This window comes from Aeromicrobium sp. NPDC092404 (genome assembly GCF_040684095.1).
Classification (GTDB): Bacteria; Actinomycetota; Actinomycetes; order Propionibacteriales; family Nocardioidaceae; genus Aeromicrobium.
In genome coordinates, this window is record NZ_JBFBFI010000001.1 from 660423 (window position 1) to 684196 (window position 23774).

At 70.6% G+C, this 23774-nt stretch carries 18 protein-coding genes; 10 read left to right on the forward strand and 8 right to left on the reverse strand.

All coding sequences use genetic code 11. The features are described from left to right. The first annotated feature begins 32 nt into the window (after window positions 1-32). Together AB0N22_RS03415 and AB0N22_RS03420 are read left to right on the forward strand one after the other, a co-directional pair. Window positions 33-1751, forward strand: coding sequence for a hypothetical protein (locus tag AB0N22_RS03415; protein WP_364636118.1), 1719 nt, complete (start codon window positions 33-35; stop codon window positions 1749-1751). Between the two features lie 46 nt (window positions 1752-1797). Next, window positions 1798-1944, forward strand: a complete 147-nt coding sequence (locus AB0N22_RS03420) for a DUF2613 domain-containing protein (protein WP_364636121.1) — start codon at window positions 1798-1800, stop codon at window positions 1942-1944. A 71-nt stretch (window positions 1945-2015) separates the two neighbouring features. Here the strand turns inward: AB0N22_RS03420 and AB0N22_RS03425 are convergent, their stop codons facing one another. Next, window positions 2016-3170, reverse strand: a complete 1155-nt coding sequence (locus AB0N22_RS03425; RefSeq protein WP_364636124.1) for a glycosyltransferase family 4 protein — start codon at window positions 3168-3170, stop codon at window positions 2016-2018. An 89-nt stretch (window positions 3171-3259) separates the two neighbouring features. Here AB0N22_RS03425 and AB0N22_RS03430 point away from each other — a divergent pair, with 89 nt between their 5' ends. Next, entirely contained in the window at window positions 3260-3994 is a 735-nt protein-coding gene (locus AB0N22_RS03430; protein ID WP_364636127.1) for a class I SAM-dependent methyltransferase, read from the forward strand. After that, the gene (locus AB0N22_RS03435; protein WP_364636130.1) at window positions 3991-8046 is read left to right on the forward strand and encodes an alpha-(1->3)-arabinofuranosyltransferase family protein; all 4056 of its coding nucleotides are present in this window, start codon (window positions 3991-3993) and stop codon (window positions 8044-8046) included. The genes AB0N22_RS03430 and AB0N22_RS03435 overlap by 4 nt, the downstream gene beginning before the upstream one ends. Here AB0N22_RS03435 and AB0N22_RS03440 read toward each other — a convergent pair. Both AB0N22_RS03440 and AB0N22_RS03445 read right to left on the reverse strand, forming a co-directional pair. Beyond that, window positions 7947-9167: an acyltransferase gene (locus tag AB0N22_RS03440; RefSeq protein ID WP_364636132.1), complete on the reverse strand. Its 1221-nt coding sequence runs from the start codon at window positions 9165-9167 to the stop codon at window positions 7947-7949. The genes AB0N22_RS03435 and AB0N22_RS03440 overlap by 100 nt on opposite strands. After that, window positions 9164-10999 carry a hypothetical protein gene (locus AB0N22_RS03445; protein WP_364636134.1) on the reverse strand — a complete coding sequence of 612 codons (1836 nt, stop codon included), beginning with the start codon at window positions 10997-10999 and terminating at the stop codon, window positions 9164-9166. Before AB0N22_RS03445 ends, AB0N22_RS03440 begins: the two co-directional genes overlap by 4 nt. Window positions 11000-11143: 144 nt before the next feature. On the opposite strand from AB0N22_RS03445, the gene AB0N22_RS03450 reads away from it, so the two are divergent. From AB0N22_RS03450 to rpsA, 3 genes are all read left to right on the forward strand, one after another. Next, on the forward strand, window positions 11144-12148 hold the full coding sequence (locus tag AB0N22_RS03450) for a DUF3068 domain-containing protein (RefSeq protein WP_364636136.1): 1005 nt from the start codon (window positions 11144-11146) through the stop codon (window positions 12146-12148). A gap of 92 nt (window positions 12149-12240) precedes the next feature. Next, the gene (locus tag AB0N22_RS03455; protein ID WP_364636138.1) at window positions 12241-13497 is read left to right on the forward strand and encodes a M18 family aminopeptidase; all 1257 of its coding nucleotides are present in this window, start codon (window positions 12241-12243) and stop codon (window positions 13495-13497) included. Between the two features lie 183 nt (window positions 13498-13680). Then, window positions 13681-15147: a 30S ribosomal protein S1 gene (rpsA, locus tag AB0N22_RS03460; RefSeq protein WP_364636140.1), complete on the forward strand. Its 1467-nt coding sequence runs from the start codon at window positions 13681-13683 to the stop codon at window positions 15145-15147. 63 nt (window positions 15148-15210) lie between these two features. On the opposite strand, the gene AB0N22_RS03465 is transcribed toward rpsA, so the two are convergent. After that, entirely contained in the window at window positions 15211-15348 is a 138-nt protein-coding gene (locus AB0N22_RS03465; protein ID WP_364636142.1) for a hypothetical protein, read from the reverse strand. A 93-nt stretch (window positions 15349-15441) separates the two neighbouring features. Between AB0N22_RS03465 and AB0N22_RS03470 the strand changes: the two genes are divergently transcribed. Then, window positions 15442-16401 (forward strand): helix-turn-helix domain-containing protein, encoded by a 960-nt coding sequence (locus AB0N22_RS03470; RefSeq protein WP_364636144.1) that lies wholly within the window; start codon window positions 15442-15444, stop codon window positions 16399-16401. 17 nt (window positions 16402-16418) lie between these two features. On the opposite strand, the gene AB0N22_RS03475 is transcribed toward AB0N22_RS03470, so the two are convergent. Continuing rightward, a complete protein-coding gene (locus tag AB0N22_RS03475; protein ID WP_364636146.1) occupies window positions 16419-17729 on the reverse strand; it encodes an AMP-binding protein in 1311 nt (436 codons plus the stop codon). A gap of 135 nt (window positions 17730-17864) precedes the next feature. Between AB0N22_RS03475 and AB0N22_RS03480 the strand changes: the two genes are divergently transcribed. Together AB0N22_RS03480 and coaE are read left to right on the forward strand one after the other, a co-directional pair. After that, a complete protein-coding gene (locus tag AB0N22_RS03480; RefSeq protein ID WP_364636147.1) occupies window positions 17865-18689 on the forward strand; it encodes an SH3 domain-containing protein in 825 nt (274 codons plus the stop codon). A 7-nt stretch (window positions 18690-18696) separates the two neighbouring features. After that, window positions 18697-19299, forward strand: a complete 603-nt coding sequence (gene coaE, locus AB0N22_RS03485) for a dephospho-CoA kinase (RefSeq protein WP_364636149.1) — start codon at window positions 18697-18699, stop codon at window positions 19297-19299. On the opposite strand, the gene AB0N22_RS03490 is transcribed toward coaE, so the two are convergent. The 3 genes from AB0N22_RS03490 to AB0N22_RS03500 form a co-directional block, all read right to left on the reverse strand. Continuing rightward, entirely contained in the window at window positions 19296-20192 is an 897-nt protein-coding gene (locus AB0N22_RS03490; protein WP_364639193.1) for a sigma-70 family RNA polymerase sigma factor, read from the reverse strand. The two genes, coaE and AB0N22_RS03490, sit on opposite strands and share 4 nt — an antisense overlap. 160 nt (window positions 20193-20352) lie before the next feature. After that, window positions 20353-22452, reverse strand: a complete 2100-nt coding sequence (locus AB0N22_RS03495; protein WP_364636150.1) for a S9 family peptidase — start codon at window positions 22450-22452, stop codon at window positions 20353-20355. Next, the gene (locus AB0N22_RS03500; RefSeq protein ID WP_364636151.1) at window positions 22449-23753 is read right to left on the reverse strand and encodes a DNA polymerase IV; all 1305 of its coding nucleotides are present in this window, start codon (window positions 23751-23753) and stop codon (window positions 22449-22451) included. The genes AB0N22_RS03495 and AB0N22_RS03500 overlap by 4 nt, the downstream gene beginning before the upstream one ends. Window positions 23754-23774 lie beyond the last annotated feature (21 nt).

Consider the following 23774-nt stretch of genomic DNA (forward strand, 5'->3'; position numbering starts at 1 on the left):
GTGGCCGGGGTCGGACGAGAGCAGGGGCGAGCATGAGGCGATGGCGACAGCTCGACCTCCACCGGGCGGCCGTGCCGGCGTGGTCGGCACTCCTGGCGGCGGCGATCTGCCTGCCGTTCCTGGGCCGCGGCTACGTGCTGTCGTACGACATGGTGTGGGTGCCCCGCCTCGACCTCGACCGGCCCGAGATCTGGGGTCTCGGGACGGGCCTGCCTCGGGCCGTGCCGTCGGACGCTGTGGTGGCGTTGCTCGGAGCGGCGGTGCCGGCGGCCGTCGTGCAGAGGCTCGTGCTGTTCGCCGGTCTCTTCCTGCTCGCCGTCGGCACGGCGCGTCTGCTGCGTGAGCGTCCGCTGGTCGCCCAGCTGGCTGCAGCGACGCTGGCCGTGTGGAACCCGTTCATCGCCGAGCGCCTGGTGCTCGGGCAGTGGCCGCTGCTGCTGGCCTGCGCGGCCTTTCCGTGGCTCATCGACGCCTTGGGCGGGAAGCACGACCCACGCTGGTCCGTCGCCTCCTTGGCGTTGGCGGCCACAGCGTTGACCCCGGCGACAGGAGTCATGGGACTGGTCCTGGCGCTCGTCGCGGCCTGGCGCCGAGGGGTGGTGGGTGTCGTCGTGCTCGCCGCGCTGGTCAACGCGCCATGGGTTGTCGCAGGTCTGCTGCACTCCTCGATCTCCCGCAGCGACCCGGCCGCCGTCCGCCTGTTCGAGCTGCAGCCGGAGGGGCACTTCGGCCGGCTCGGCTCGGCGCTGACCCTCGGTGGCATCTGGAACACCGAGGTGGTCCCGACCTCCCGGACCTTGGTGCTGACGGTCGTCATCGCGGTCGCCATCGGTGCGGTCATCGCCGTCGGTGTGGTGACGATGTGGCGCGACGACGGCCGGCTGCTGGCGGTGCTGGCCGTGGCCGGCGGCGTCGGACTGGCCGTCGCCCTGCTCGGCTGGCTCGACCCCGACCTGGTCGCGCGGGTCGTCAGGGACGTGCCCGGTGGCGGACTCGTCCGCGACGGCACCCGTTGGCTGGCCCTGCTCGTGCCCCTCGAGGCGGTCGCGTTCGGTGCCGGCGTCCACACGATCCTCTACCGCGCGGAGTTCACCGCCTGGGAGGTGCCGGTCGTCGTGCTGGCCCTCGCGCTGCCGCTCGCGGCTCTGCCGGACCTGGCGTGGGGCGTGGGCGGCCGGCTGGAGCCGGCGACCTACCCGGCGGCGTGGGCCGACGCGCGACGCGTTGTCGAGAAGAGCTCGGTACGAGGTGACGTGCTCGTGCTGCCGTTCAGCGCGTACCGCAAGCCGTCGTGGAACCACGACACCTCGGTGCTGGACCCGGCCGGTCGGTTCTTCGACCGCACGACCGTCACGAACGACGACCTCGTCGTCTCCGGCCGGACGATCGACGGGGAGGATCCCCGTGCCGAGCGGGTCCAGGCCGTCCTGGAGGGCCGCGCCGTGCGGCGGAACCTGGCCCGGCAGGGGATCGGCATCGTCGTGGTGGACACCGAGGCGCCGGGCGCGACCGACGCGCTGCGCAGCATCAGGGGTGCACGGGAGCTGGACGTCCAAGGCGACGGGCTCCGGCTCTTCGCGCTGCCGGGCGCTCGCCCGAGACCGATCGACGACGGTGATCGGCAGATCATGATCGCGACGTGGATCGTGACGGCGCTGACGCTCGCCTTCGCGACCAACGGGGCGATCCGCGGTGCCGTCGAGCGGCGACGCCGCAAGCCGGTGCCCAGCGGCTCACGGACTCGGCCGTGACCCTACGGGCTGGTAATCTGGTGTGGTCTCGAGGGAGGACATCAACGTGGGAACACTGACTGGCGGCATCATCGCCTTCATCGCTGGACTCGGCCTGGCCGGAGCCACTGTCGTGGGCGTCGTCCAGACGCAACAGAGTGCCGGTGAGAAGCCGATCTCTTCGACGAACGTGAGCTACGGCTCGAACGACTGAAGCACGCGCGTCACGGACGCGACAAAGGGCGGGCTCCGAGGAGCCCGCCCTTCGTGCGTCCGGACCTGCTCCTACCGCCCGGACGTCTGGAGGATCGCGGCGAAGTCCTGCTGGGAGCTCGCCCAGCTGAAGGTGCGGGACTTCTCGAGGGCGCCACCACCCAGGAACTCTCGCCATTCGTCGTCCTCGATCAAGGTCCGCAGGGTCGCGACGAACTCGTCCGGCGTGTCGACGAGGACGCCGGAGTCCTTGTGGTCGATCGACTCGGTCGTGCCACCTGCCGTGCTGTAGGCGACGGCCGGCGTCTCGTGCGCCCCGGCCTCGCCGATCACGAGGCCCCAGCCCTCCTTGAGCGAAGGCAGCGCCATGATCCAGGACTGGGCCAGCAGCTCGTGCTTCGTCTGGTCGTCGACGTATCCGTGGAACACGACGCGGTCGCTCACGCCGCTGCGCTCGGCGTACGCGTGCAGCTCGGCGTCCCACCAGCCGGACCCCACGACGTCGAGGACGACGTCGGGGTGATCGCTGCTCATCGCGGCGATCGCGTCGATGGCGTGCTCGACCTGCTTGTGCGGGACGAGTCGGCCCACGACGCTGATCCGTGGGGTGGCGGACCGGCCGCTGGTCACCGTCGGCGCAGGATCGTTGCCGTTGTGGACCACCGTGATGCGGTCGCGGTCGACGCCCAGCTCGATCAGCTCGAGCCGTGTCGCCTGCGACACCGCGACGTAGCGGCTGCGGCGATAGAGCCGGGGCGCCAGTCGGCTCTCGATCCACCAGCCGACGCGTCCGACGAGGCCGGGGTAGACGACCGGCCACTGCTCACGGTGGACGTGGTGCACCAGGACGACGACGGGCTTGCGCGTCGCCAGTCGCGTGAAGAACGGCAGCCCGTTCTGCACGTCGACGACGGCATCCACCCGGCCGAAGCGGCCGAGCAGGAGAGCGAGGAACGTCCGGACGTAGATGTCGAGCTTGGTGCCGCGCCGGACGAATCGGATGCCGTCGATCGTCTCCTCGCGAGGAGCGCCGTCGTGAGCGGCGCACGCGATCGTCACGCGGTGGCCGCGCTCGACCAGCCCCCGGGCCATGTTCTCGACGTAGCGCTCCGAACCGCCGCCCTCGGGGTTCTTGGTGTCGCGCCAGTTGCAGAAAAGGATGTGCATGTCCGGCCGGCGGGTGCCGGCCCCTCCTCGTGGTGCCGGCGATGCCGGCTGCTCCCTCACGACGTCCCTCAACGCGCAAGGTCATGTCCCTCAACATGACGCCCCCATCGTAACATCGGGGTGGACCACACCTCCCGTATCCTTTCGGCGTGCCTGACCTGCCCTTCCGCCCTGATCTGGGCCGATCGTGGCGGTTGTTCCAAGCCTTTCGGGTCGAGCAGAGCGACCCCGCACACTTCTACGGGACGCTGGCGCGGGACTCCGTCGAGCAGATCCGCACGTACGCCGATCTCGACGGCCGTTGGGTGCTCGACGTGGGCGGAGGCCCGGGCTACTTCGCGGACGCGTTCCGCGGCGCGGGGGCGACTTACACGCCGCTCGACGCCGACCTCGGCGAGCTGTCCGGGTTGGGCGATCCCGAGGCCGGGACGGTCCTCGGCAGTGGCATGCAGCTGCCGTTCGCCGACGGGAGCTTCGGCGTCACCTACTCGTCGAACGTGCTCGAGCACGTCAGCGAGCCGTGGGCGATGGCGGACGAGATGGTCCGCGTCACGCGCCCCGGCGGCCTGGTGTTCTTGTCCTACACGCTCTGGTACGGCCCGTGGGGCGGCCACGAGACCGCGCCGTGGCACTTCCTCGGCGGGAACCGGGCTGCGCGGCGCTACGAGAGGAAGCACGGGCACCCGCCCAAGAACGTGTTCGGCACCTCGCTGTTCGCGGTCACTGCGGCTGCGGGGCTGCGCTGGGCCCGTGAGCAGACCGGGGCGGACGTCGTCGCCGTGATCCCGCGCTACCTCCCGCGCTGGTCCTGGTGGGTCCTGCGGGTCCCCGTCCTGCGCGAGCTGGTGACGTGGAACCTCGCCATCGTGCTGAGGAAGCGGTGAGCGTCGAGCGTGTGGCGTACGAGCCGGCTGCGCCGACGCTGACCGCTGTCTGGCGGTTCCGGCTCATCGCCTGCTGCTCGGCTCTGGTCGCCATCGCGTTCGCGCAGGCCCCCGGCACCGTCGTCACCGACACCAAGCTCGACCTCACGGCGGACCCGTTCGGGTTCCTCGGGCGCTCGCTGTCGCTGTGGGATCCCGAGGGGGCCTTCGGGCAGGTCCAGAACCAGGCGTACGGCTACCTGTTCCCCATGGGGCCCTTCTTCGCGCTCGGCGACCTCGTCAACGTGTCGCCGTGGGTCACGCAGCGGTTGTGGTGGTCGCTCCTGCTGGTGCTCGCGTTCCTGGGGACCGTCGTGCTGCTGGACGCGATGCGGATCGGCAACCGGTGGACGCGCATCCTGGCGGGCTTCGCCTTCGCGCTGTCGCCGCGGATGCTCACGGTCCTGGGTGCCTCCTCCGTCGAGATGTGGCCGTCGGCCATCGCGCCCTGGGTCCTGGTGCCGCTGGTGATCGGCCTGGTACGCGGCGACCCGCGGCGCCAGGCGGCCCTGAGCGCGTTGGCCGTCGCCCTCGTGGGTGGGGTCAACGCCGCGGCGACGTTCGCGGTCGTGCCGCTCGCGGCGTGGTGGATCTGGTGCGCACCCCGCGGTGCCCGCCGGCGGACGATGATGACGTGGTGGCCGCCGTTGGTGATGGTCGGCACGCTGTGGTGGCTGATGCCGCTGCTGCTGCTCGGGCGCTACAGCCCACCGTTCCTCGACTACATCGAGGCGGCCTCCAACACGACCGTGGCCGCGACGGTCCTCGATGCGCTCCGCGGCACGACGAACTGGGTCGCGTACGTCGACCCCAACGCGGACGCGGGTCAGCTCCTCATCACCGAGCCGCTGCTGATCCTCAACGGCGGGCTCGTGCTGGTGCTGGGCATCATCGGGCTGTCACGGCGTGACCTGCCGGCTCGTGGCTTCCTCGTGGCGGGCCTGCTGACCGGACTGGTCCTGGTGACGCTGGGCCACGTCGGCTCGACGTCGGGGCTGGGCTCGGGGACGGTGCGAGATCTCCTGGACGGACCGCTCGCGCCGCTGCGCAACACGCACAAGTTCGACGTGCTGCTGCGCCTGCCACTGGTCATCGGGCTGTGTCACGCCGTGACGAGGCTGACCGAGGGGAGGGTCGTCGACCCTGAGGGCCGGCGACGGCCCGACACCTTGGCCATCGGCGTCGGCGTGCTCGCCTGCGCCGCCGTCCTCGGGGCCACGGTCCCGGCCTGGACCGGGCACGTCGCACCTCGAGGCAGCTATCAGTCCGTCCCCGAGTACTGGGAGCAGACCGGCGAGTGGATCGGCAGGAGTGCCAAGGGCACGACCTTGGTCGCGCCGGCGACCTCGTTCGGGACGTACGCGTGGGGCCGCACCGGGGAGGAGCCGTTGCAGGCCTACGCGACCGGCCCGTGGGCCGTCCGCAACGTCATCCCGCTGGCCCCCGGCGGCAACATCGAGATGCTCGACACCGTGTCGCAGGCGATGGCGACCGGTCAGGGGACTCCCGGCCTGGCCGAGTTCCTGCGTCGTGCCGGGATCGGCACCGTCGTGGTCCGCAACGACATCGACCGGGGCGTCGGCGTCGTCGCGCCCGAACAGGTCCGGGCGACGCTGTCGTCGACACCGGGCATGCGCCGCGTCGCGACGTTCGGGCCGACGATCGGCGGTGGACCGATCGTCCTCAACCCTGAGGGCGGTCGCGTCTTCGTCGACGAGGGCTGGCGTGCCGACCGGCCGGCGATCGAGGTGTTCTCGTTCGGCGACGACTGGTCGGATCGCCGGGCCACCAGGTACAGCCGGCTCGACGCCCTCATCGGTGGACCGGGGTCGCTGCTGACGCTCGACGAGCTCGGCGTCACGACGAACGCCTCCACCGTGATGGCCAAGGACGTCGAGGGCGAGGCGCCCAGCGGCACGATCCTGACCGACGGCAACCGCCGGCAGGAGGCAGCCTTCGGTGCCGTCCAGCGCAACCGCTCGGCCTCGCTGACGCCGCAGGAGCCCTACCGCGCGGACCGGCGCGTACACCGGTACGACCAAGAGGCGCTGAGAGGGTGGACCACCACCCCGGACCTGCGCGGTGCCCGTTCGCTGACCGCGTCGTCGTCACTGTCCGACATCGGTGCTGCGCCGCGCACGGACCCGTCCGCGCAGCCGTGGGCGGCCTTCGACGGCGACCCCGAGACCGCGTGGCGACCAGACGGCGCTCGGTCGGGTGACCGGTCGTGGCTCCGTCTGGAGCTGGACGAAGCGACGACCGTGGGCACGGCGAGGATCACCCTGGACCTCGCCGACGACGAGACACGACAGCTGATCGTGTCGACCGAGACCGGCGGCCGGGCCGTGACGGTCCGCGGTCGTTCGCCGGTGTCGATCGCAGTCGGCCGCGTCGACCGGCTCGAGATCTCGGCCCGATCGACGCTGCTGCGCCCGGTGGCGATCAGCGAGGTCGAGCTCCCCGGGGTCGCCCTGTCCCGGCCGCTCGTGATGCCCGGAGTGCCGCGCGGCTGGGCCCCGCCGCGCGCCATCCTCATGCAGGGGGCGCAGGGTCGGGTGTCCGGCTGCCTGGACGTCGGTGGAGCACCGCGCTGCTCCGACACGCACGCGGAACGGGTCGAGGACGACCGCGACCTCGATCGCGAGCTGACGTTGCCGGCCGCCGAGACGTACGCCCTGCAGATGCGGGTCGCGCCGCGAGGCGGTGCCGCGATCGACGCCGCCCTCCAGCGCGGCCGGCTGACGACCGTCGCGACGAGCTCGCAGCAGACCGACTCGCCGGCCGCGGGTGCGCTGGCCGCCGTCGACGGTGACCTGCAGACTGGATGGGTGGCCGCCGCCGACGACGGCGACCCCACCGTCACGGTGCGGTGGGTCGCTCCGAGAACCGTCGACACGCTCAGGCTCGAGTCGGCTCCGTCCTTGGCGGCCTCACCTGCCTCGGCGGCCGTCCTCGTCTTCTCGGACGGGTCGCAGCAACGCGTGCCGGTCAACCAGGACGGGATCGCGCTGTTCCGTCCGGTGAGGGCGACCTCGGTCGAGGTGCACCTCGTGCCGGACGTGCGACGCGCCTCGCTGGGCTTCGACGGCGGCATCACGCCCCTGCCGGTCGGCGTCAGCGAGGTACGGGTCGGCAAGGTCGGCGGGCTGCCCTTCAGGCCGTCGGAGCGGGTGCGCACCTTCCCGTGCGGCACCGGACCGTCCGTCGACGTGGACGGGACGGAGGTCACGACGCGACTGGTGACGTCGCCTGCGGCCCTGCAGCGGGGAGAGGTCTCCGAGGTGACGGCGTGCGACTCCGACACCGTGGCACTCACGGCCGGCACGCACCGCGTCACGACGCGCGGCACCGAGCTGGTCCGCCCGGTCGACGTCCTGCTGAGCGTCCCGGAGGACCGGCCGCTCATTGGGGACGACGTGGTGGTGTCGACGGGACACAACGCCAACTCCGGGTGGACCGCGACCACGCCGTCCGGCGACGCCCGGCCCGTGGTCCTCGACGGATGGCAGCAGGGGTGGCACACCACGACGGCCGACGCGGACGAGCTCATCGAGGCGTACGGCCCGGGCACGCTCTATCGCGTGCTGCTGGGCGTCGGCGGGCTGCTGCTGGTGGCCCTGATGGCGTTCTGCCTGCGACCGGGCCGCGAGGCGAGGGGGTGGCCCGCCGTGGGCATGCCGCGTGCCGGTCGAGCCGGGTGGTCGACCGGCGCAGCGGTTGCCGTGGCAGTGCTCGTGGCCGGCTGGCCCGGGCTGCTCGCGTCGATCTCGGCGGTGGCCGCCGTGACGCTGCTCCGACGTCACCGAGGGGTGGCGGCAGGTCTTGCCGCCGCAGCGGTCGCAGCGGCCGTGGTCTTCGCGGTGGCCGAGCCATGGGCCGGGCTGGACAGCTGGAGCGGCTCGCGCGCCCTGCCTCAGCTCCTCGCGCTGGCCGGCGTCTCGGCGGTCGCCGCCGTGGGCCTGCGCCGGCCCAGGTCCTTCAGGCGCATGCAGGGCAGCTCGACCACTCGGTAGAGCAGCTCCGAGACGACGAGGCTGACGACGAGCACGAGGCCGAGGACGAACCACATGTTCTCGGCGAACTGCGTCAGGTCGAGGCGGTCGAACAGGACCGCGATGACGATGACGTGGCAGCAGAAGAGGCTGTACGAGATGTGGCCCAGGTGCCGCAGGAACGGGTTCGCGAGGACACGTGCGTACGTCGTCGAGGGCCTGCCGAAGATGCTGGGCAGGACCACGATGGCCGCCACGAGCCCGAAGAGGATCGCGCGGCACACCAGCTGGGTGGGGGTGCGCTCGACGAGCAGCACGGGACCCAGCAGCGGGGTGCTGGCGACGAACAGGAGGGCGCCGGCGACGATCCAGCAGGTCCACGGCGCTGACGCAGCCGTCCGGCACCAGCGGGTCAGGGCGAGCTCGTGGCCCGGCGCGGCGTTGCGCCGATCGACGTCGAGGACGGCAAAGCCGATACCGATCGCGAACCAGCCGAGGTAGCCCGGGAGCGCCTGGTTGACCCACCCGCCCCATGACGTGAGGAAGTCGGCTGCCACAGCGACCCAGACCAGCGACCCGACCGCCACGCCGGCGAGTGCCGCCAGCATGCGCACCGGCCGCCATCGGCCTCGCGCGACGGCACCCACCAGCAGTGCCATCAGGACGGGCAGCGAGACGTAGAACGCGACCTCGGTGGCGAGGCTCCACATCTGGGTCAGCCCCTCCAGCAGCAAGCCGTCGCGGTACATGTCGATCATAAGGAAGGCATCGACCGCACGGGGCAGCGAGGTGTCGTCGTTCTGCGGCACCAGCACCAAGGCGGCAACGACGGCGACCCAGTAGACCGGGAGGATGCGAAGGACCCGCTTGAGGGCGTACCGGCCGACGGAGTCGCGTGTCGAGCCGATGCGCAGCTGACGCAGCCACGGGTACGACAGCAGGAACCCGGACAGCACGAAGAAGACCGCCACACCGGCCTCGAGCCGCTGGGCGAGCGCTCCGAGCAGCCCGCTGCCGTAGGACCCGGTCCAGAAGGCGACGTGCGTGACGACGACCCAGATCGCCGCCACCGCGCGGATCGTGTCGAGCCCGGGGAACGACGGCGCCTTGGTGGGTGCGGTCGGCGGTGTTCCGGCGGTCATCCGAAGGCCTTGATCGGGCCGGCGCGCACGACGTCGACGCAGAGCTCCGCGCCAGGAGTCTTCGAGCGCAGGGTCAACGTGCTGTAGGCGCCATCGGTCAGGAAGAAGTAGGTGTGCGGGCCGGCTGCGACCTCCAGGTCCGGCAGCGGGCGGCCGTCAGCAGTCACCTCGAACAGCCCGTCGGCCGAGGCGACGTAGTTGACGCTGGTCCACGGGAACGCGTCCATGTCCTCTCGTTCGAGCGAGAAGACCGCGTCAGTGGGACCGACCCGCACCCCGCAACCGGGGATCGCGTCGAGCACGGTCTCCGCGCCGCCGCTGACGATCGCCTGCCGGCTGCGCCCGAAGCCGTCGAGGATGCGCAGGTCGTTGCCACGCCGGGTCGTCTGCACGAGGTCACCGTACGGCGCGAGCAGGTGGGACGGCAGGTTGCTGGGGTAGTGGAGCGACAGCTGCACGAGGTCGGGGACCTCGACATCGGCGATCGGGGTCGGGTCGTCGCGCACCGTCGCGACGGCGTTGTGGATGTATGCGCGAGCCACGAAGTCGGCGTGCCACGGCGCGGCGTAGCGGACCGTGCTGACGACGCCGCCGACGAGGACGATCGCGCCGGCGGTGACCAGGCCGCGCGCGGTCCAGGTGCCCAGCTCGGTCGGGTGCGGCAGCGGGCGCCGGAAGGCCGGCGCGCGGTCGACCAGCAGCGGCATCGTGGCGAGTGCGATCACCAGCACGGTGACGGGAAGGGTGTCCGCGAGGTAGCGCGAGACCAAGCCTGCGTAGGCACCGACCTGGAGGCCGCGGCCGAACACGAGCGCGAGGTAGGTCACCGTGAGCTGCGCCAGGAGGATCGCGAGGGCGGCGCCGGCCGGACCCGGGTTGCGCCGCACGAGCCAGGCGGCGGCCGCCACGACCAGGACCGTGGCCATGACCTCGAGCGCAGCGGGTGTCGCGGCAATCGCCACCGGATCGGCGACGACGCTCCACCGCCACGGGCCCCCGAGCAGCGCCGGCGCCCACGACCCCATCAGGAGGTTGTGCAGCAGTGCCAGCGCCGGTGCCTCGCCGCTGGACTCGACGGGAGCCGGGGTCGTGCGCGCGTACAGGACGACGTACCCGACGCCGATCAGTAGCGGCGGCAGGGCGAGCGGCAGGTGCTGTCGCACGAGGTCGTACGGCCGCCGCCACCACGGTCCGTGGGTCAGGAACAGGGCGATCAGCAGCGTCACCGGGACGGCCATGGCGAGTCCGCGAGGCCCGCTGAGAGCCGCCAGCGCGATCGCTCCGGCCGCACCGACCACCCAGCGGAGGCGGCGGTCGCGGGCCCAGAGCACGACGCAGGTCACGAGCAGGAAGAACGCTGTCTGCATCGGCAGCGCGTTGAGGGAAGCCGACCACCAGATGCCGGCCTCGAGGCCCATGGGCGACCCGACGAACAGGGCGAGGGGGACCAGGATGCCCCAACGGTCGCCGAACAGGGTCCGCAGCATCGCGAAGCATGCGCACGCCGCCGCGAGCTGCAGCGTCAGGGTGATGGCGGCCGCAGGCAGCCACGAGTAGCCGTCCGCCTGTGCGACGAGCCACGAGATGGCCACGCCGACCGGCATGAGCTGGCTGTCGTGCGGCGTGAACAAGAAGTCGACCGACATGCCTCGCGTACGGGCGTCCTCGATGAACCGGAAGTCGTCGCTGTAGAACCACGCCGGCAGCACGACCCAGGCCTTGAGTGCGAGGCTCGCAGCGATCATCACGCCCGCGGCCAGGCGTACGCGCTGGGCGACCGACAGGTGCGCGGGCACGAGTGCCCGGACGGGCGACACGGCGGGAGCACTCACAACCGACGATCCTGCCACCCGCGGGGGTCACGACGCCGGTGTGGACCGGTCGCCAACGTACGCAAACGTGGTCGTGCGGTCCCAACGGGGGCTGACCCTCTCCGGTGCTACGGTCAAGCGTTCATACCGTGGAGGGAGCCCACAGTGAGTAAGAAATTGGGAACAGTCGCGCTGTTCCTGGGCGCGTTTTTGCTGGCACTGGCCGCATTGTCCAAGTTCTACATGTACGACGAGCTAGCCGTCGTGCCGCTCAACAACGAATCCACCAGCGTCGCGGAGACCGCGGCCGGCAAGGATGCCGAGTACCTCGACGTGGCGGCGGGGCTCAAGCCCACGACCGGCCCGCTGAAGAACACCAAGGTCGTCGTCGGCAACGTCGAGGAGGGCAAGAAGGCGAGCGAGGAGCTCGACCGCGACATCGCGGTCTGGGACATCTACGACTGCACCGACAAGCCGTCCTTCGACTGCGGCTCGGGCGAGACCGCGCTGAGCGCGACGGACGACCGGGTCGCGTTCGACCGCACGAGCGGCGAGGCCGTCGACTGGGAGGGCGCCAGGTCCGACGTCGATGGCGAGATCATCGAGCCGGGCAAGTTCGAGGGGCTCTACTTCAAGTTCCCGTTCGACGCCAAGAAGAAGACCTACCCGTTCTGGGACGGCACCCTGCGTGAGGCCACCCCCGCGAAGTTCGTCGGCGAGGGCAAGGTCAAGGGCATGAAGACCTACACGTACGAGCAGACGATCGAGCCGATCAAGACCGGCACGATCGACGTGCCCGGCTCCCTGGTCGGTTCGGACGAGACGACCGTGACCGCCGACCGGATCTACTCGAGCGTCAGCACCTACGAGGTCGAGCCCGTGACGGGCGTCGTGCTGGTCGGCCAGACCGCGCAGGACAGCTACCTCGAGCTCGACGGGGAGCGCGTGCTGACGACGACCAAGGCCACGCTGCGCTACACCGAGGACAACATCGCCAGCACCGTCGACGAGTACAAGTCGAAGGCGCTGCTGCTGTCGGCCGTCAAGACGTACGTGCCGCTCGGTGGTGGAGCTCTCGGGCTCGCACTGATCGTCCTGGGCCTGTTCACCCGTCGCGGTTCCCGTGAGGGAGCGCGCGCGTCGCACAAGGGTGAGCTGGTCTCGCACTGACGAACCCGCACCCGAACGGTGGCGTCGCGATTCCCAGGGGAGTCGCGGCGTCACTCTGTTGCGGGCACCCGGTGTTCTAGGGTGAGTGCCCTATGACCATCGCTGCTGCCGCCGACCTGTGCACCTTCGTCGACCGATCGCCGACGCCCTTCCACGTGTGCGAGACCGCAGCCGCCGAGCTGGACGCCGCCGGGTACGTCCGGCTGAGCGAGTCGGCCGCGTGGCCGACCGCGCCGGGCCGTCATTACGTCGTCCGCGGCGGAACGCTCGTCGCCTGGTCGACCGAGACCAGCAGCACCCCCAGCGATCCGTTCCGCGTCGTGGGTGGCCACACCGACAGCCCCAACCTGCGGCTCAAGCAGCACCACGACATCGCGCCCGAGGGGCTGGGCGTCGTGGCCCTCGAGCCGTACGGCGGGGCGTGGCTCAACTCGTGGCTGGACCGCGACCTCGGCCTCGCCGGGCGGCTGGCGCTCCGTGACGGCTCGGAGGTGCTGGTCCACCTCGACGAGCCGCTCCTTCGGGTGCCCCAGCTGGCCATCCACCTCTCCGCGGAGCGCAAGGGCGTCGAGCTCGACCCGCAACGCCACCTCAACGCGATCTGGTCCACGGCGCCGGGGGAGCTCCTCGAGCTCGTCGCCGATCGCGCCGGCGTCACCCGGGGCGACATCCTCGGCTTCGAGCTCATGACCCATGACGCCACCCCCAGTGCCCTCACCGGGGCGCACAGCGAGCTCGTGTCCGCCCCGCGCCTCGACAACCAGGTGACGTGCTTCGCAGGACTGCGAGCCCTGCTCGACGCCTCGCCGGTGCCCGGCGTCCGGCCGGTCCTGGCGCTGTTCGACCACGAGGAGGTCGGCAGCACCTCCGAGCGCGGGGCCCAGTCCGACGTGCTCGCCACGGTGCTCGAGCGGATCGTGCTGGCAGCCGGCGGCACCCGCGACGACTACCACCGCGCCGTCGCGGCGTCGGCCTGCGCCTCGGGCGACATGGCTCACGCGACGCACCCCAACTACGCCGAGCGGCACGAGGCCTTGCACCACATCGCGATCGGCGGGGGACCGGTGCTCAAGGTCAACGTCAACCTCCGCTACGCCACGGATGCTCCCGGTGCCGCGCTGTTCGCGAGCGCCTGCGAGCAGGCAGGCGTCCCGCTGCAGCGCTACGAGCACCGCGCCGACCTGCCGTGCGGGTCCACGATCGGACCGCTGAGCGCCGCCCGCACCGGCATGCTGACGGTCGACGTGGGTGCGCCGCAACTGGCGATGCACTCGGCGCGCGAGCTCATGGGTGCAGCCGACGTCGACACGTACGCCCGTGCGCTGTCGGCGTTCCTGTCCCCGGCCTGACCCGCCTTCCCGCGCAGGACCCCCGTCGCGTACGATTGGACCTGCGCTGATGGCCTGTACGTACCTCGGACAGAGCAGGCCCGTGCTCGTGCGCCGTGTCGGGCGAATCTCCTCGACTCATCACGATCCAAGGGCTGTCAGACGTGCCCGACAATTCCACCCATCCATCGGAGCAACTCCTCTATGTCAAGCAGTCTCGCCACACCCCACGTAGCACCGCAGGTCGCCGTCAACGACATCGGCTCTGAGGAAGACTTCCTCGCCGCGATCGACCTCACCATCAAGTACTTCAACGACGGCGACATCGTCGAAGGTGTCATCGTCAAGGTGGACCGTGACGAGGTTCTCCTCGACATCGGCTACAAGACCGAGGGCGTCATCCCCTCCCGCGAGCTTTCGATCAAGCACGACGTCGACCCCAACGAGGTCGTCTCCGTCGGCGACAACGTCGAAGCCCTCGTCCTCCAGAAGGAGGACAAGGAAGGCCGCCTCATCCTGTCCAAGAAGCGTGCGCAGTACGAGCGCGCGTGGGGCGACATCGAGAAGATCAAGGCCGAGGACGGCGTGGTCGAGGGCACTGTCATCGAGGTCGTCAAGGGCGGCCTGATCATGGACATCGGTCTGCGTGGCTTCCTGCCGGCGTCGCTGGTCGAGATGCGTCGCGTGCGCGACCTCGACCCCTACATCGGTCAGAAGATCGAGGCCAAGATCATCGAGCTCGACAAGAACCGCAACAACGTGGTCCTGTCGCGCCGTGCCTGGCTCGAGCAGACCCAGTCGGCCGTTCGCCAGAACTTCCTCACCGAGCTCCAGAAGGGGCAGGTCCGCAAGGGCGTCATCTCCTCGATCGTCAACTTCGGTGCGTTCGTGGACCTCGGCGGCGTCGACGGACTCGTCCACGTGTCCGAGCTGTCGTGGAAGCACATCGACCACCCCAACGAGGTCGTCCAGGTCGGCGACGAGGTCACCGTCGAGGTGCTCGACGTCGACATGGACCGCGAGCGCGTCTCGCTGTCGCTCAAGGCCACGCAGGAAGATCCCTGGCAGCACTTCGCCCGTACGCACCAGATCGGCCAGATCGTGCCGGGCAAGGCGACCAAGCTCGTCCCCTTCGGTGCGTTCGTCCGCGTCGAGGAGGGCATCGAGGGCCTGGTGCACATCTCCGAGCTCGCCGAGCGTCACGTCGAGATCCCCGAGCAGGTCGTGCAGATCGGCGACAGCGTCATGGTCAAGATCATCGACATCGACCTCGAGCGTCGCCGCATCTCGCTGTCGCTCAAGCAGGCCAACGAGACCGAGGCCGCGGTCAGCGACGACTTCGACCCGACGCTCTACGGCATGACGTCGTCGTACGACGCCGAGGGCAACTACATCTACCCCGAAGGTTTCGATCCCGAGACCGGCGAGTGGCAGGAGGGCTTCGACGAGGCCCGCGCCACGTGGGAGAAGCAGTACGCCGAGGCGCACGAGCGCTGGGAGGCGCACAAGAAGCAGATCGAGGAGGCCGAGAAGGCCGGCATCGAGGCTTCCGAAGCCGCCAACTACTCCTCGGACACCGCGGCGGGCGACGATGCTCCGCAGCAGGAGGGCTCGCTCGCCTCCGACGAGGCGCTGCAGGCGCTCCGCGAGAAGCTCACGGGCGGCGAGTAGATCTCACCGCTTCACACAAGAACCCCCGGTCCACACGGACCGGGGGTTCTTCGTCGTCGGGGTTCAGACCGCGCGGTGCGTGGGGAACGAGTCCGCGTGGCTGCGTGGGGCGGGACGGGAGCCGTACCCGTCTTTGGGGATCTGCACGACCAAGGCGATCCCCGTGGCGATGACCAGGAGGGCGAGCACGATGATGAACATGGCAGTAATTCTCGTAGCGCCAAGATGCTGCCACCAGTGGCAGGAATGCCAGTGTGCGTTGATTTCCTGCCAATCATCTGGGATGCTCGGGGCATGAAGACCGTTGCAGTGGTGGTCCAGGACGGCGCCGAGCCCTTCGGCCTCGGCTCGATCTGCGAGGTGTGGGCTGAGCCCTACCACCCCGATGACGACAACCCGGTGTTCGACTTCCGGGTGTGCACGCCGCGCCCGGGCCGGGTCAGGGGCCGCGCGGGCTTCGACCTCCACGTCACGCACGGCCTTGAGGCCATCGAGGACGCCGACCTGGTCTGCTTCTCGCCCAAGCACGAGTTCCTCGACCACGACCCGGCGGTGCTCGACGCCGTCCGCGCGACGTACGAGCGCGGCGCGCTGGTCTACGCCCACTGCTCCGCCGCGTTCATGCTGGCCGAGGCCGGGCTGCTCGACGGTCGCGAGTGCACGACCCACTGGCGCTACACCGACCGTCTGGCGCAGATGTACCCGAAGGCCCTCGTGCGGCCCGACGTGCTCTACGTCCAGGAGGACAACATCATGACGGGGGCGGGGTCGGCCGCCGGCATCGACGCCTCGCTGCACCTGATGCGGCAGATGTACGGCGCAAAGGTCGCGACCACGACGGCACGCCGCATCGTCGTCGCCCCCCATCGCGACGGCGGTCAGGCTCAGTTCATCCGTACGCCGATGGGGCAGACCGAGGCCGACACACTGGCCCCGTTGCTGGCCTGGGCCAGTGACCACCTCGACGAGCCCCTCTCGGTCGAGAAGCTCGCGGCGCAGGCCCACATGTCACCCCGCACCTTCGCCCGGCGGTTCCGCGACGAGACGGGGACGACGCCGCTGCAGTGGCTCACGAGCCAGCGTCTCGCCAACACCGAGGAGCTGCTCGAGAACTCGTCGCTGTCGGTCGAGCAGATCGCGACCCGGGTCGGTTTCGGCAATGCGGCGACGCTTCGCCACCACTTCGCCACCGCAAGGGGCACGACGCCCCAGCAGTACCGCAAGACCTTCACCTACGTCGACCAAGCCGTCTGAGGGCGGCCAGGGCCGGTTCACAGCTCGGTGCGGCGCACCTTCCCGGTCGCGGTGCGAGGCAGCGAGGCGCGTCGCTCGTACGTCTTGGGGCGTTTCGGCGGCGCGAGGCGTTCGGTCGCCAGCGCGCGCAACGCGTCCTCGGTGACCTCGCCGACGTAGGCCACGCAGACGCGCTGACCCCACTCGGGATCGTCGCGGCCGAACACCGTGAGCTCCACGACGCCGTCGGCGACCTCGAGCGCTGCCTCGACCTCAGCCGGGTAGACGTTGACCCCTCCGGTGATGATGAGGTCCTCCCGTCGGGAGTCGAGGTGGACGTAGCCGTCCTGCACCCGCCCGAGATCGCCGACCGTGAAGGCCGGGCCGTCCGGTGTCGTCCGCCAGACCGCCCGGGTCTTGTCGGGGGCGTTCCAGTACGTGAAACGGGCCCATTCCGGCACGGCGCACCAGAGCTGGCCGTCCTGGTCGGCCGTCACGACGCGGCCGGGTCGGGCCCGGCCCACGGTGCCGGGGTGGGCGATCCAGTCAGTGGCTGGGCACGCGGTGAACTGGCCCTCGGTCGAGCCGTAGAACTCCCACACGACGGCGGTGCCGAACGTGGCATGGGCCCGGCGGCGTACGGGTTCGGGACACGGTGCGCCGGCATGCGCGACGAGGCGGAACGACGACGTGTCGAAGACGGGCTCGTGCTCGTCGAGCCACGCGAACAGTCGTTGGAGGTGTGCGGGGACGCAGAACATCGACGTCGGCCGCAAGGTCGCCACCGCGTCGACGAGGTCCGCCGCATCGAACCGGGGCAGCACCACGATCGCCCCGCCGGCCAGCAGCGTGCCCATGGCGAACCGCAGCGGCGCGGAGTGATAGGTGGGGGAGACCACGAGGTGCACGTCCCCGGCGTGGAAGCCCCAGAGGTCACGCTCCTCGTCGACGAGCGCGGCGGCGTGCTCAGAGGTGAGGAGACCCGACCACACGCCCTTGGGCCTGCCGGTCGTGCCCGACGTGAAGTGCATGGGACGGCAGCGCGGCCAGCGGTCCAGCTCCATCGGGGCTCCGGACAACAGGCTCTCGAGACCCGCTTGGTCGTCGACGACGAGCGTGGGCTGCACGTCGCGGATCAGCGCCGTGCGCTCGTGCTCCGTGAGTCGGGGATCGAGGGGGACCGGCACCACGCCGATACGGGCCGCGCCCAGGACGACGCTCACGTACGTCGCCGACCCCGGGACGCACAGCACGAGCCGGTCGCCGGCGCGCAGGCCTCGGCTGTGCAGTGCTCCCGCGACGCGGCGCTGCGCCATCTCGCTGTCCGCCGCGGTGAGGACGTCGGGCATACAGAACCTTCCACATCGTGAGACATCGGTCACTCCGGCCCGCGCGATGTGTGCATCCGATGTGAACCGATGCACAAAGTATGCTTCACTCGAACGCTGAGCCAGACTTTCGTCGACGCACTAGGTGGTCCATCCGTGGCAGATTCTCGCCACAGGCATCCGCGCAAGGCGCCCCGTCGCCTGCACATCTCACGAGCACTCCTTCCCACTGCGGGACTCCTGACCCTCGCGACCGCCGGCGCCCTCGTCGTCGCACACGACTCGCCGGCCCCGGCCGACGCGGTCGCGCAGCCCAAGCAGGACCTGTTCGCGGTGTCCTCGGCCGAGAAGTCCCCGGCCGTCAGCCGCAGCGCCGAGCGTGTGCCCCTCACCAACGAGGCCGCCGCCGAGGCCAAGGTCACCGGCACCCGCTTCGCCGTGACGGCGGTCGACGTCCATGCCGCAGCCGAGGGTTCCTCGCCGGTGCTGGCCAAGGTCTCCTCGGGCGACACGGTCGACATCACCGGCGTCACCAAGGGTGACTGGGCCCAGATCATCCACAAGGGCCTGCCGCGCTGGGTCGAGGCCAAGAGCCTGGCCAAGGAGATGCCGCTGGGCACCTCGCCGTGCGCGTCCGGCTCAGGTCCGGAGCGCGGGCTCCAGCCGGACACCATCAAGGTCCACCGCGCGGTGTGCGCCAAGTTCCCGTCGATCGTCCGCTACGGCGGCCTCGCCGGACGCGGCGAGCACGGCACGGGCCAGGCGCTCGACATCATGGTGTCGGGTCCCGTCGGTGACCAGGTGGCCGCGTTCCTCCAGGAGAATCGGGCCGAGCTCGGCATCGAGTACCTCATCTGGCAGCAGCGGATCTGGCGTCCGTCGACGTCGGGTGCGTGGCGCGGCATGGAGGATCGTGGCGGCGCGACCGCCAACCACATGGACCACGTGCACGTCACGACCTACGGCAACGCCGCGAGCTAGGACGTCCGTGCTGCGGGTCGGGCTCACGGGCGGGATCGGCTCGGGCAAGAGCACCGTCAGCGAGCTGTTGGCGGCCCACGGCGCACTCGTGATCGACTACGACGTGCTCGCTCGTGAGGCGGTCGAGCCCGGCAGCCCCGGGCTCGAGGCGATAGCGCAGCGGTTCGGTCCCGGCGTCATCTCGGACGACGGCTCCCTCGACCGTCCGGCGCTCGCCGAGATCGTCTTCAACGACCCCGCTGCCCTGGCCGACCTCAACGCCATCACGCACCCGGCCATCTGGCAGCTCGCCGCCGCCCGCGAGGCGACGGCGGCGCCCGACGCGATCGTCGTGCACGACAACCCGCTGCTCGTCGAGATGGGCGCTGCCCGGCACTGCGACGTCGTCGTCGTGGTGGACGTGCCCGAGGACGTCCAGGTGGCCCGGCTGATGAGCAGCCGCGGCATGTCCGAGACGGACGCGCGGGCTCGCATCGGGGCCCAGGCGTCGAGACAACAAAGGACCGGTGCCGCCGATCTGGTGATCGACAACACCGGTCCGTTGGACGAGCTCGCCCTCATCGTCGGGGGAACCTGGGACGAGCTCGTGTCCAGGGCGACCTCCGCCTAGGCGGCGAGGTCCGGATCCGCGATGCGCCGCAGCGTCGCGAGAGCCTCACGCTCGAGCTGACGTACGCGCTCGGCCGAGATGCCGTGCCGCTTGCCGATGTCGGCCAGCTTCTGCTGGCGACCGTCGAGCAGGCCGTACCGAGCCCGCACGATGTCGGCCTCGCGATCGCCGAGATGGTCGACGAGCGTCGAGATCAGGTGCCGCGACTCGTCGTCGAGCACCGCGAAGTCGGGGCCGGGCTGGGTCTCGCGGGCAATCAGGTCGCCGAGCGACGTGTCGCCGTCCTCGTCGACCGGCGAGTCGAGGCTGACGTGGTCACGGCCCCAGGACATGAGGTCGATGACCCGGTCCACGTCCATGCCGAGCTCGAGCGCGATCTCCTGCGGCTCAGGGTCGTAGCCGAGCTGGCGCTCCAGGTTGCGACGTGCCGCTGTCACCTGGTTGAGCTCCTCGACGACGTGCACCGGGAGGCGCACGACGCGAGCCTGCTGGGCGATGCCGCGGGTGATCGCCTGACGGACCCACCACGTGGCGTACGTCGAGAACTTGAAGCCCTTGGCATAGTCGAACTTCTCCACGGCCCGGATGAGGCCGGTGTTGCCCTCCTGGACCAGGTCGAGCATCGGCATCGCCGAGCGCCCGTACTTGCGGGCGATCGAGACGACGAGCCGCAGGTTGGCCTGGATGAACTCCTGGACCGCCCGGTCACCCTCGTCGGCGAGCCACCGCAGCTCCTCCTCGGTGGCGGACTTCGGCGCTCCGCCCTTGCGGCGACCGATCCGGCCCTCATCGAGGAGGTGGCGGGCGAACAGCCCGGCCTCCACGGTCTTGCTCAGCTCGACCTCGCGCTCGGCGTCGAGCAGGGGAGTGCGGGCGATCTCGGCAAGGTACATGCCGACGCTGTCCTTGCCCTCGATGTTCGTGTTCCCATTTCGTGCGCTCACCGTGCGCCTCCCATCAGTGTCTGTACTGATCAGAACGCTTCCGGTACCCCAAGGATTCCACTCTCAGTCGCTTCTTAGCATGGGGGGCAAAATCCGCCCCAGAGCCGCGTCAGCCGGCCGTGGCGGTGTCGATGATCCACGCGAGCTCCCAGGCCCGCTCCTTCCAGGACGCGTAGCGGCCGCTGACCCCGCCGTGACCGGCGTGCATCTCGGTCTTGAGCAGGATCGGTGCGTCGCCTGTCGCGGTGGCGCGCAGCCGGGCCACCCACTTGGCCGGCTCGACGTACATGACCCGGGTGTCGTGCAGGCTCGTCACCGCCAGGATGGCGGGATAGGGATGCGCGCCGACGTTCTCGTAGGGCGCGTAGGACTTCATGTAGGCGTAGACGTCCGGGTCCTCCAGCGGGTTGCCCCACTCGTCCCATTCGATGACCGTGAGCGGCAGGCTCGGGTCGAGGATCGTCGTCAGGGCGTCGACGAACGGCACGCTGGCGACGATGCCGGCAAACGCATCGGGCGCGAGGTTGGCCACCGCTCCCATGAGCAGGCCCCCCGCACTGCCGCCCTCCGCGACCAGGCGGTCCGCCGACGTCCAGCCCTCGCTGACGAGGTGCCGGGCACTCGCGACGAAGTCCGTGAAGGTGTTGCGCTTGTGGAGCATCTTGCCGTCGTCGTACCAGTGCCGGCCCAGCTCGCCGCCGCCGCGGACGTGGGCGATCGCGAACACGAACCCACGGTCGAGAAGCGACAGCCGCATGGCGGAGAAGCCGGGGTCCATGCTCGCCTCGTAGGCGCCGTAGCCGTAGATCAGCGCCGGTGCGGTGCCGTCGCGCGGGGTGTCCTTGCGGCACACGATGGACACGGGCACCCGGACGCCGTCGTCGGCCACGGCCCAGCTGCGGTGCTGCTCGTAGTCGTCGGGGTCGTAGCCCCCGAGCACGGGCGCCTGCTTGCGCAGGATGAGCTCGCCGGTCGCCACGACGTAGTCGTAGATCGACGCGGGCGTGATGAACGAGCCCACGCCGACGCGGATGAGGGGTTGGTCCCACTCGGCGTTGGCCCCGACCCCGCTCGTGAACAGCTCCTCGCCGAAGTCGATCTCGGTCAGGTCATCGATGCCGTCGGCGCCCACGGGCATCACACCGATCCGGGAGAGCGCGTCACGACGGTAGGACACGACCAGCTGCTTGGCGAAGACGTCGACGTCCTCGAGGCGGGTCGTCTCGCTGCCGGGGATCACGACCGTACGGACGCCGGGGTCGTCGACCCGTACGGCATCGAGCTGGAAGTTGAGCGCTCCGTCGTTGTGGAGCACGAGGAAGAAGTCCTCGCCGCCGATGACGGCGTGCTCGAGGGAGTACTCCACCCCGTCGCGGCGGGGCAGGACAACGCGAAACTCGCCCTCCGGGTCATCGGCCTCGAGGACGCGCACCTCGCTGGTGATCTTGGACGACAGCCCGATGACGAGGAAGCGCTCGGACTGGGTGCGGCCGACGCCGATGAAGTAGCGCTCGTCGGGCTCCTCGTGGACCAGCACGTCCTCGTCAGACGAGCCGAGCCGGTGGCGCCACACGCGGTGAGGGCGCCACGCGTCGTCGACGGTCGTGTAGAACAGGTGGGTGCCGCCGGCCGCCCACGTGGCGCCGCCGCTGGTCGCCGTGATCTCGTCGGGCAGCACCTCGCCGGTGCGCAGGTCCTTGACCCGGATCGTGTAGCGCTCGTCGCCCTGGGTGTCGACGGACCAGGCGAGGAGCGTCTCGTCGTCGTTGACGCTGAACGCGCCAAGCGAGAAGAACTCATGACCCTCGGCCTCGACGTTGGAGTCGAGCAGGATCTCCTCGCCGGCGATCTCCGCCCCGGCCTCGAGCACGGGCGGGTGCCAGTCGTCGGCGTCGTCGATGGGGCAGCGGCACCGGATGGCATACTGCTGGCCCTCGACCGTGCGGGCGTAGTACCACCACTTCCCGCGGCGCACCGGGACCGAGAGGTCGGTCTCGAGCGTCCGGGCCTTGATCTCGTCGAAGATCTGCTGCCGCAGGGGCTCGAGGTGCGCGGTGGCGGCATCGGTGTGCGCGTTCTCGGCCTCGAGGTAGGCCAGGGTCGCCGGGTCCTCCTTGTCGCGCAGCCACTCGTAGTCGTCGACGAAGTCGTCTCCGTGGTGGCTGCGGACGATGGGCCGGCGCTCGGCCTGCGGAGGGGGGACGGTCATACCTCGAACGTACCGGTGTGGCCCGCGCCCAACGCAGGGTCATCGGCCCGGAACGTGTGGACCGGACCAGGCGGTGTCCACCGGGTCTCGAAGCGGACGGTGACCCGGCCGAGGCCGGCACCCCACACCCACCCGTCACCGTGATCGTCGTGGTGGACGTCCATGCCGGGGTACCACCGCGTGGGACGGGCCACGGTCTCCTCCTCGGGCTCGTCGTCGACGTCGTCGTCCTCGTCGGAGGCGAACAGGTCGTCCTGCACCCAGTCGGCGAGCCCGCTGACGCCGACGCCGAGCAGCCGCAGGCCGTTGCTGATGTCCTCACCGGCCAGCAGACCCCGCGCCGTCGTGGCCAGGATGCGGGCGTTGTCGGTCGGGTTGGGCAGCGTCGTGGACCGGGTGTGCGTCTCGAAGTCGTGGTGGCGCATCTTGAGCGTCACGGTGCGTCCCGACAGTCCGTTCTTGCGCAGCCGGCCGGAGACCGACCGGGCCATCCGCTCGATGATCGTCTCGAGCTGCAGCCGGTCGGAGATGTCCTGCTCGAAGGTGTCCTCGACGCTGACCGACTTGGTCTCGCGTGAGGCCATGACCGGACGGTCGTCGTCGGCCCGCGCCATGCGGTGCAACGAACGTCCGGACGCCTGGCCGAGCAGGCGTACGAGCTCGTCCTCGCTGGGGGAGCGCAGGTCCTCGACCGTCAGGATGCCCACCCGCCGGAGCCGCTCGGCGGTGGCCGGGCCCACGCCCGGGATGACGGTCGCCTGCATGGGTCCCAGCACGTCGGCCTCGGTGCCGGGCTCGACCACGAAGACCCCGTCAGGCTTGTTGATCTCGCTGGCGATCTTGGCCATGAGCTTGGACGAGGCGACGCCGACCGACGCCGTCAGGCCGCCGGTGACCTCGGCGATGTCCGCCCGGATGCCGGCCACGATCTCGTCGACCCGGTCGGGATCGAAGTCGGGACCGGCGCCGAGGTCGACGAACGCCTCGTCGAGCGAGAGGGGCTCGATGATCTCGGACGCCTCGCGCAGGCGTTCCATGACCAGCCGGCTGGCCTCGCGGTAGGCGTCGAAACGGCCGCCGAGGAACGCAGCGTGCGGGCACCTGGCCCGCGCCTCCGCCGTGCGCATGGCCGATCGCACCCCGTGGACGCGCGCCTCGTAGGACGCCGTCGCCACGACGCCGCGTGGACCGATGCCTCCGACGATGACCGGCCGGCCGCGCAACGAGGGCTTGTCGCGCTGCTCGACCGAGGCGAAGAAGGCGTCGAGGTCGAGGTGCATGATCGACGCCGTGGACCGCATGCGGCCATTGTCTCCCGACCC

Coding starts and splice junctions, on each gene's coding strand:
- AB0N22_RS03415 (WP_364636118.1), top strand. CDS start 33: ATGAGGCGATGGCGACAGCTCGACCTCCACCGGGCGGCCGTGCCGGCG.
- AB0N22_RS03440 (WP_364636132.1), bottom strand. CDS start 9,167: ATGACCGCCGGAACACCGCCGACCGCACCCACCAAGGCGCCGTCGTTC.
- AB0N22_RS03455 (WP_364636138.1), top strand. CDS start 12,241: ATGACCATCGCTGCTGCCGCCGACCTGTGCACCTTCGTCGACCGATCG.
- rpsA (WP_364636140.1), top strand. CDS start 13,681: ATGTCAAGCAGTCTCGCCACACCCCACGTAGCACCGCAGGTCGCCGTC.
- AB0N22_RS03465 (WP_364636142.1), bottom strand. CDS start 15,348: ATGTTCATCATCGTGCTCGCCCTCCTGGTCATCGCCACGGGGATCGCC.
- AB0N22_RS03470 (WP_364636144.1), top strand. CDS start 15,442: ATGAAGACCGTTGCAGTGGTGGTCCAGGACGGCGCCGAGCCCTTCGGC.
- AB0N22_RS03475 (WP_364636146.1), bottom strand. CDS start 17,729: ATGCCCGACGTCCTCACCGCGGCGGACAGCGAGATGGCGCAGCGCCGC.
- AB0N22_RS03490 (WP_364639193.1), bottom strand. CDS start 20,192: ATGTACCTTGCCGAGATCGCCCGCACTCCCCTGCTCGACGCCGAGCGC.
- AB0N22_RS03495 (WP_364636150.1), bottom strand. CDS start 22,452: ATGACCGTCCCCCCTCCGCAGGCCGAGCGCCGGCCCATCGTCCGCAGC.
- AB0N22_RS03500 (WP_364636151.1), bottom strand. CDS start 23,753: ATGCGGTCCACGGCGTCGATCATGCACCTCGACCTCGACGCCTTCTTC.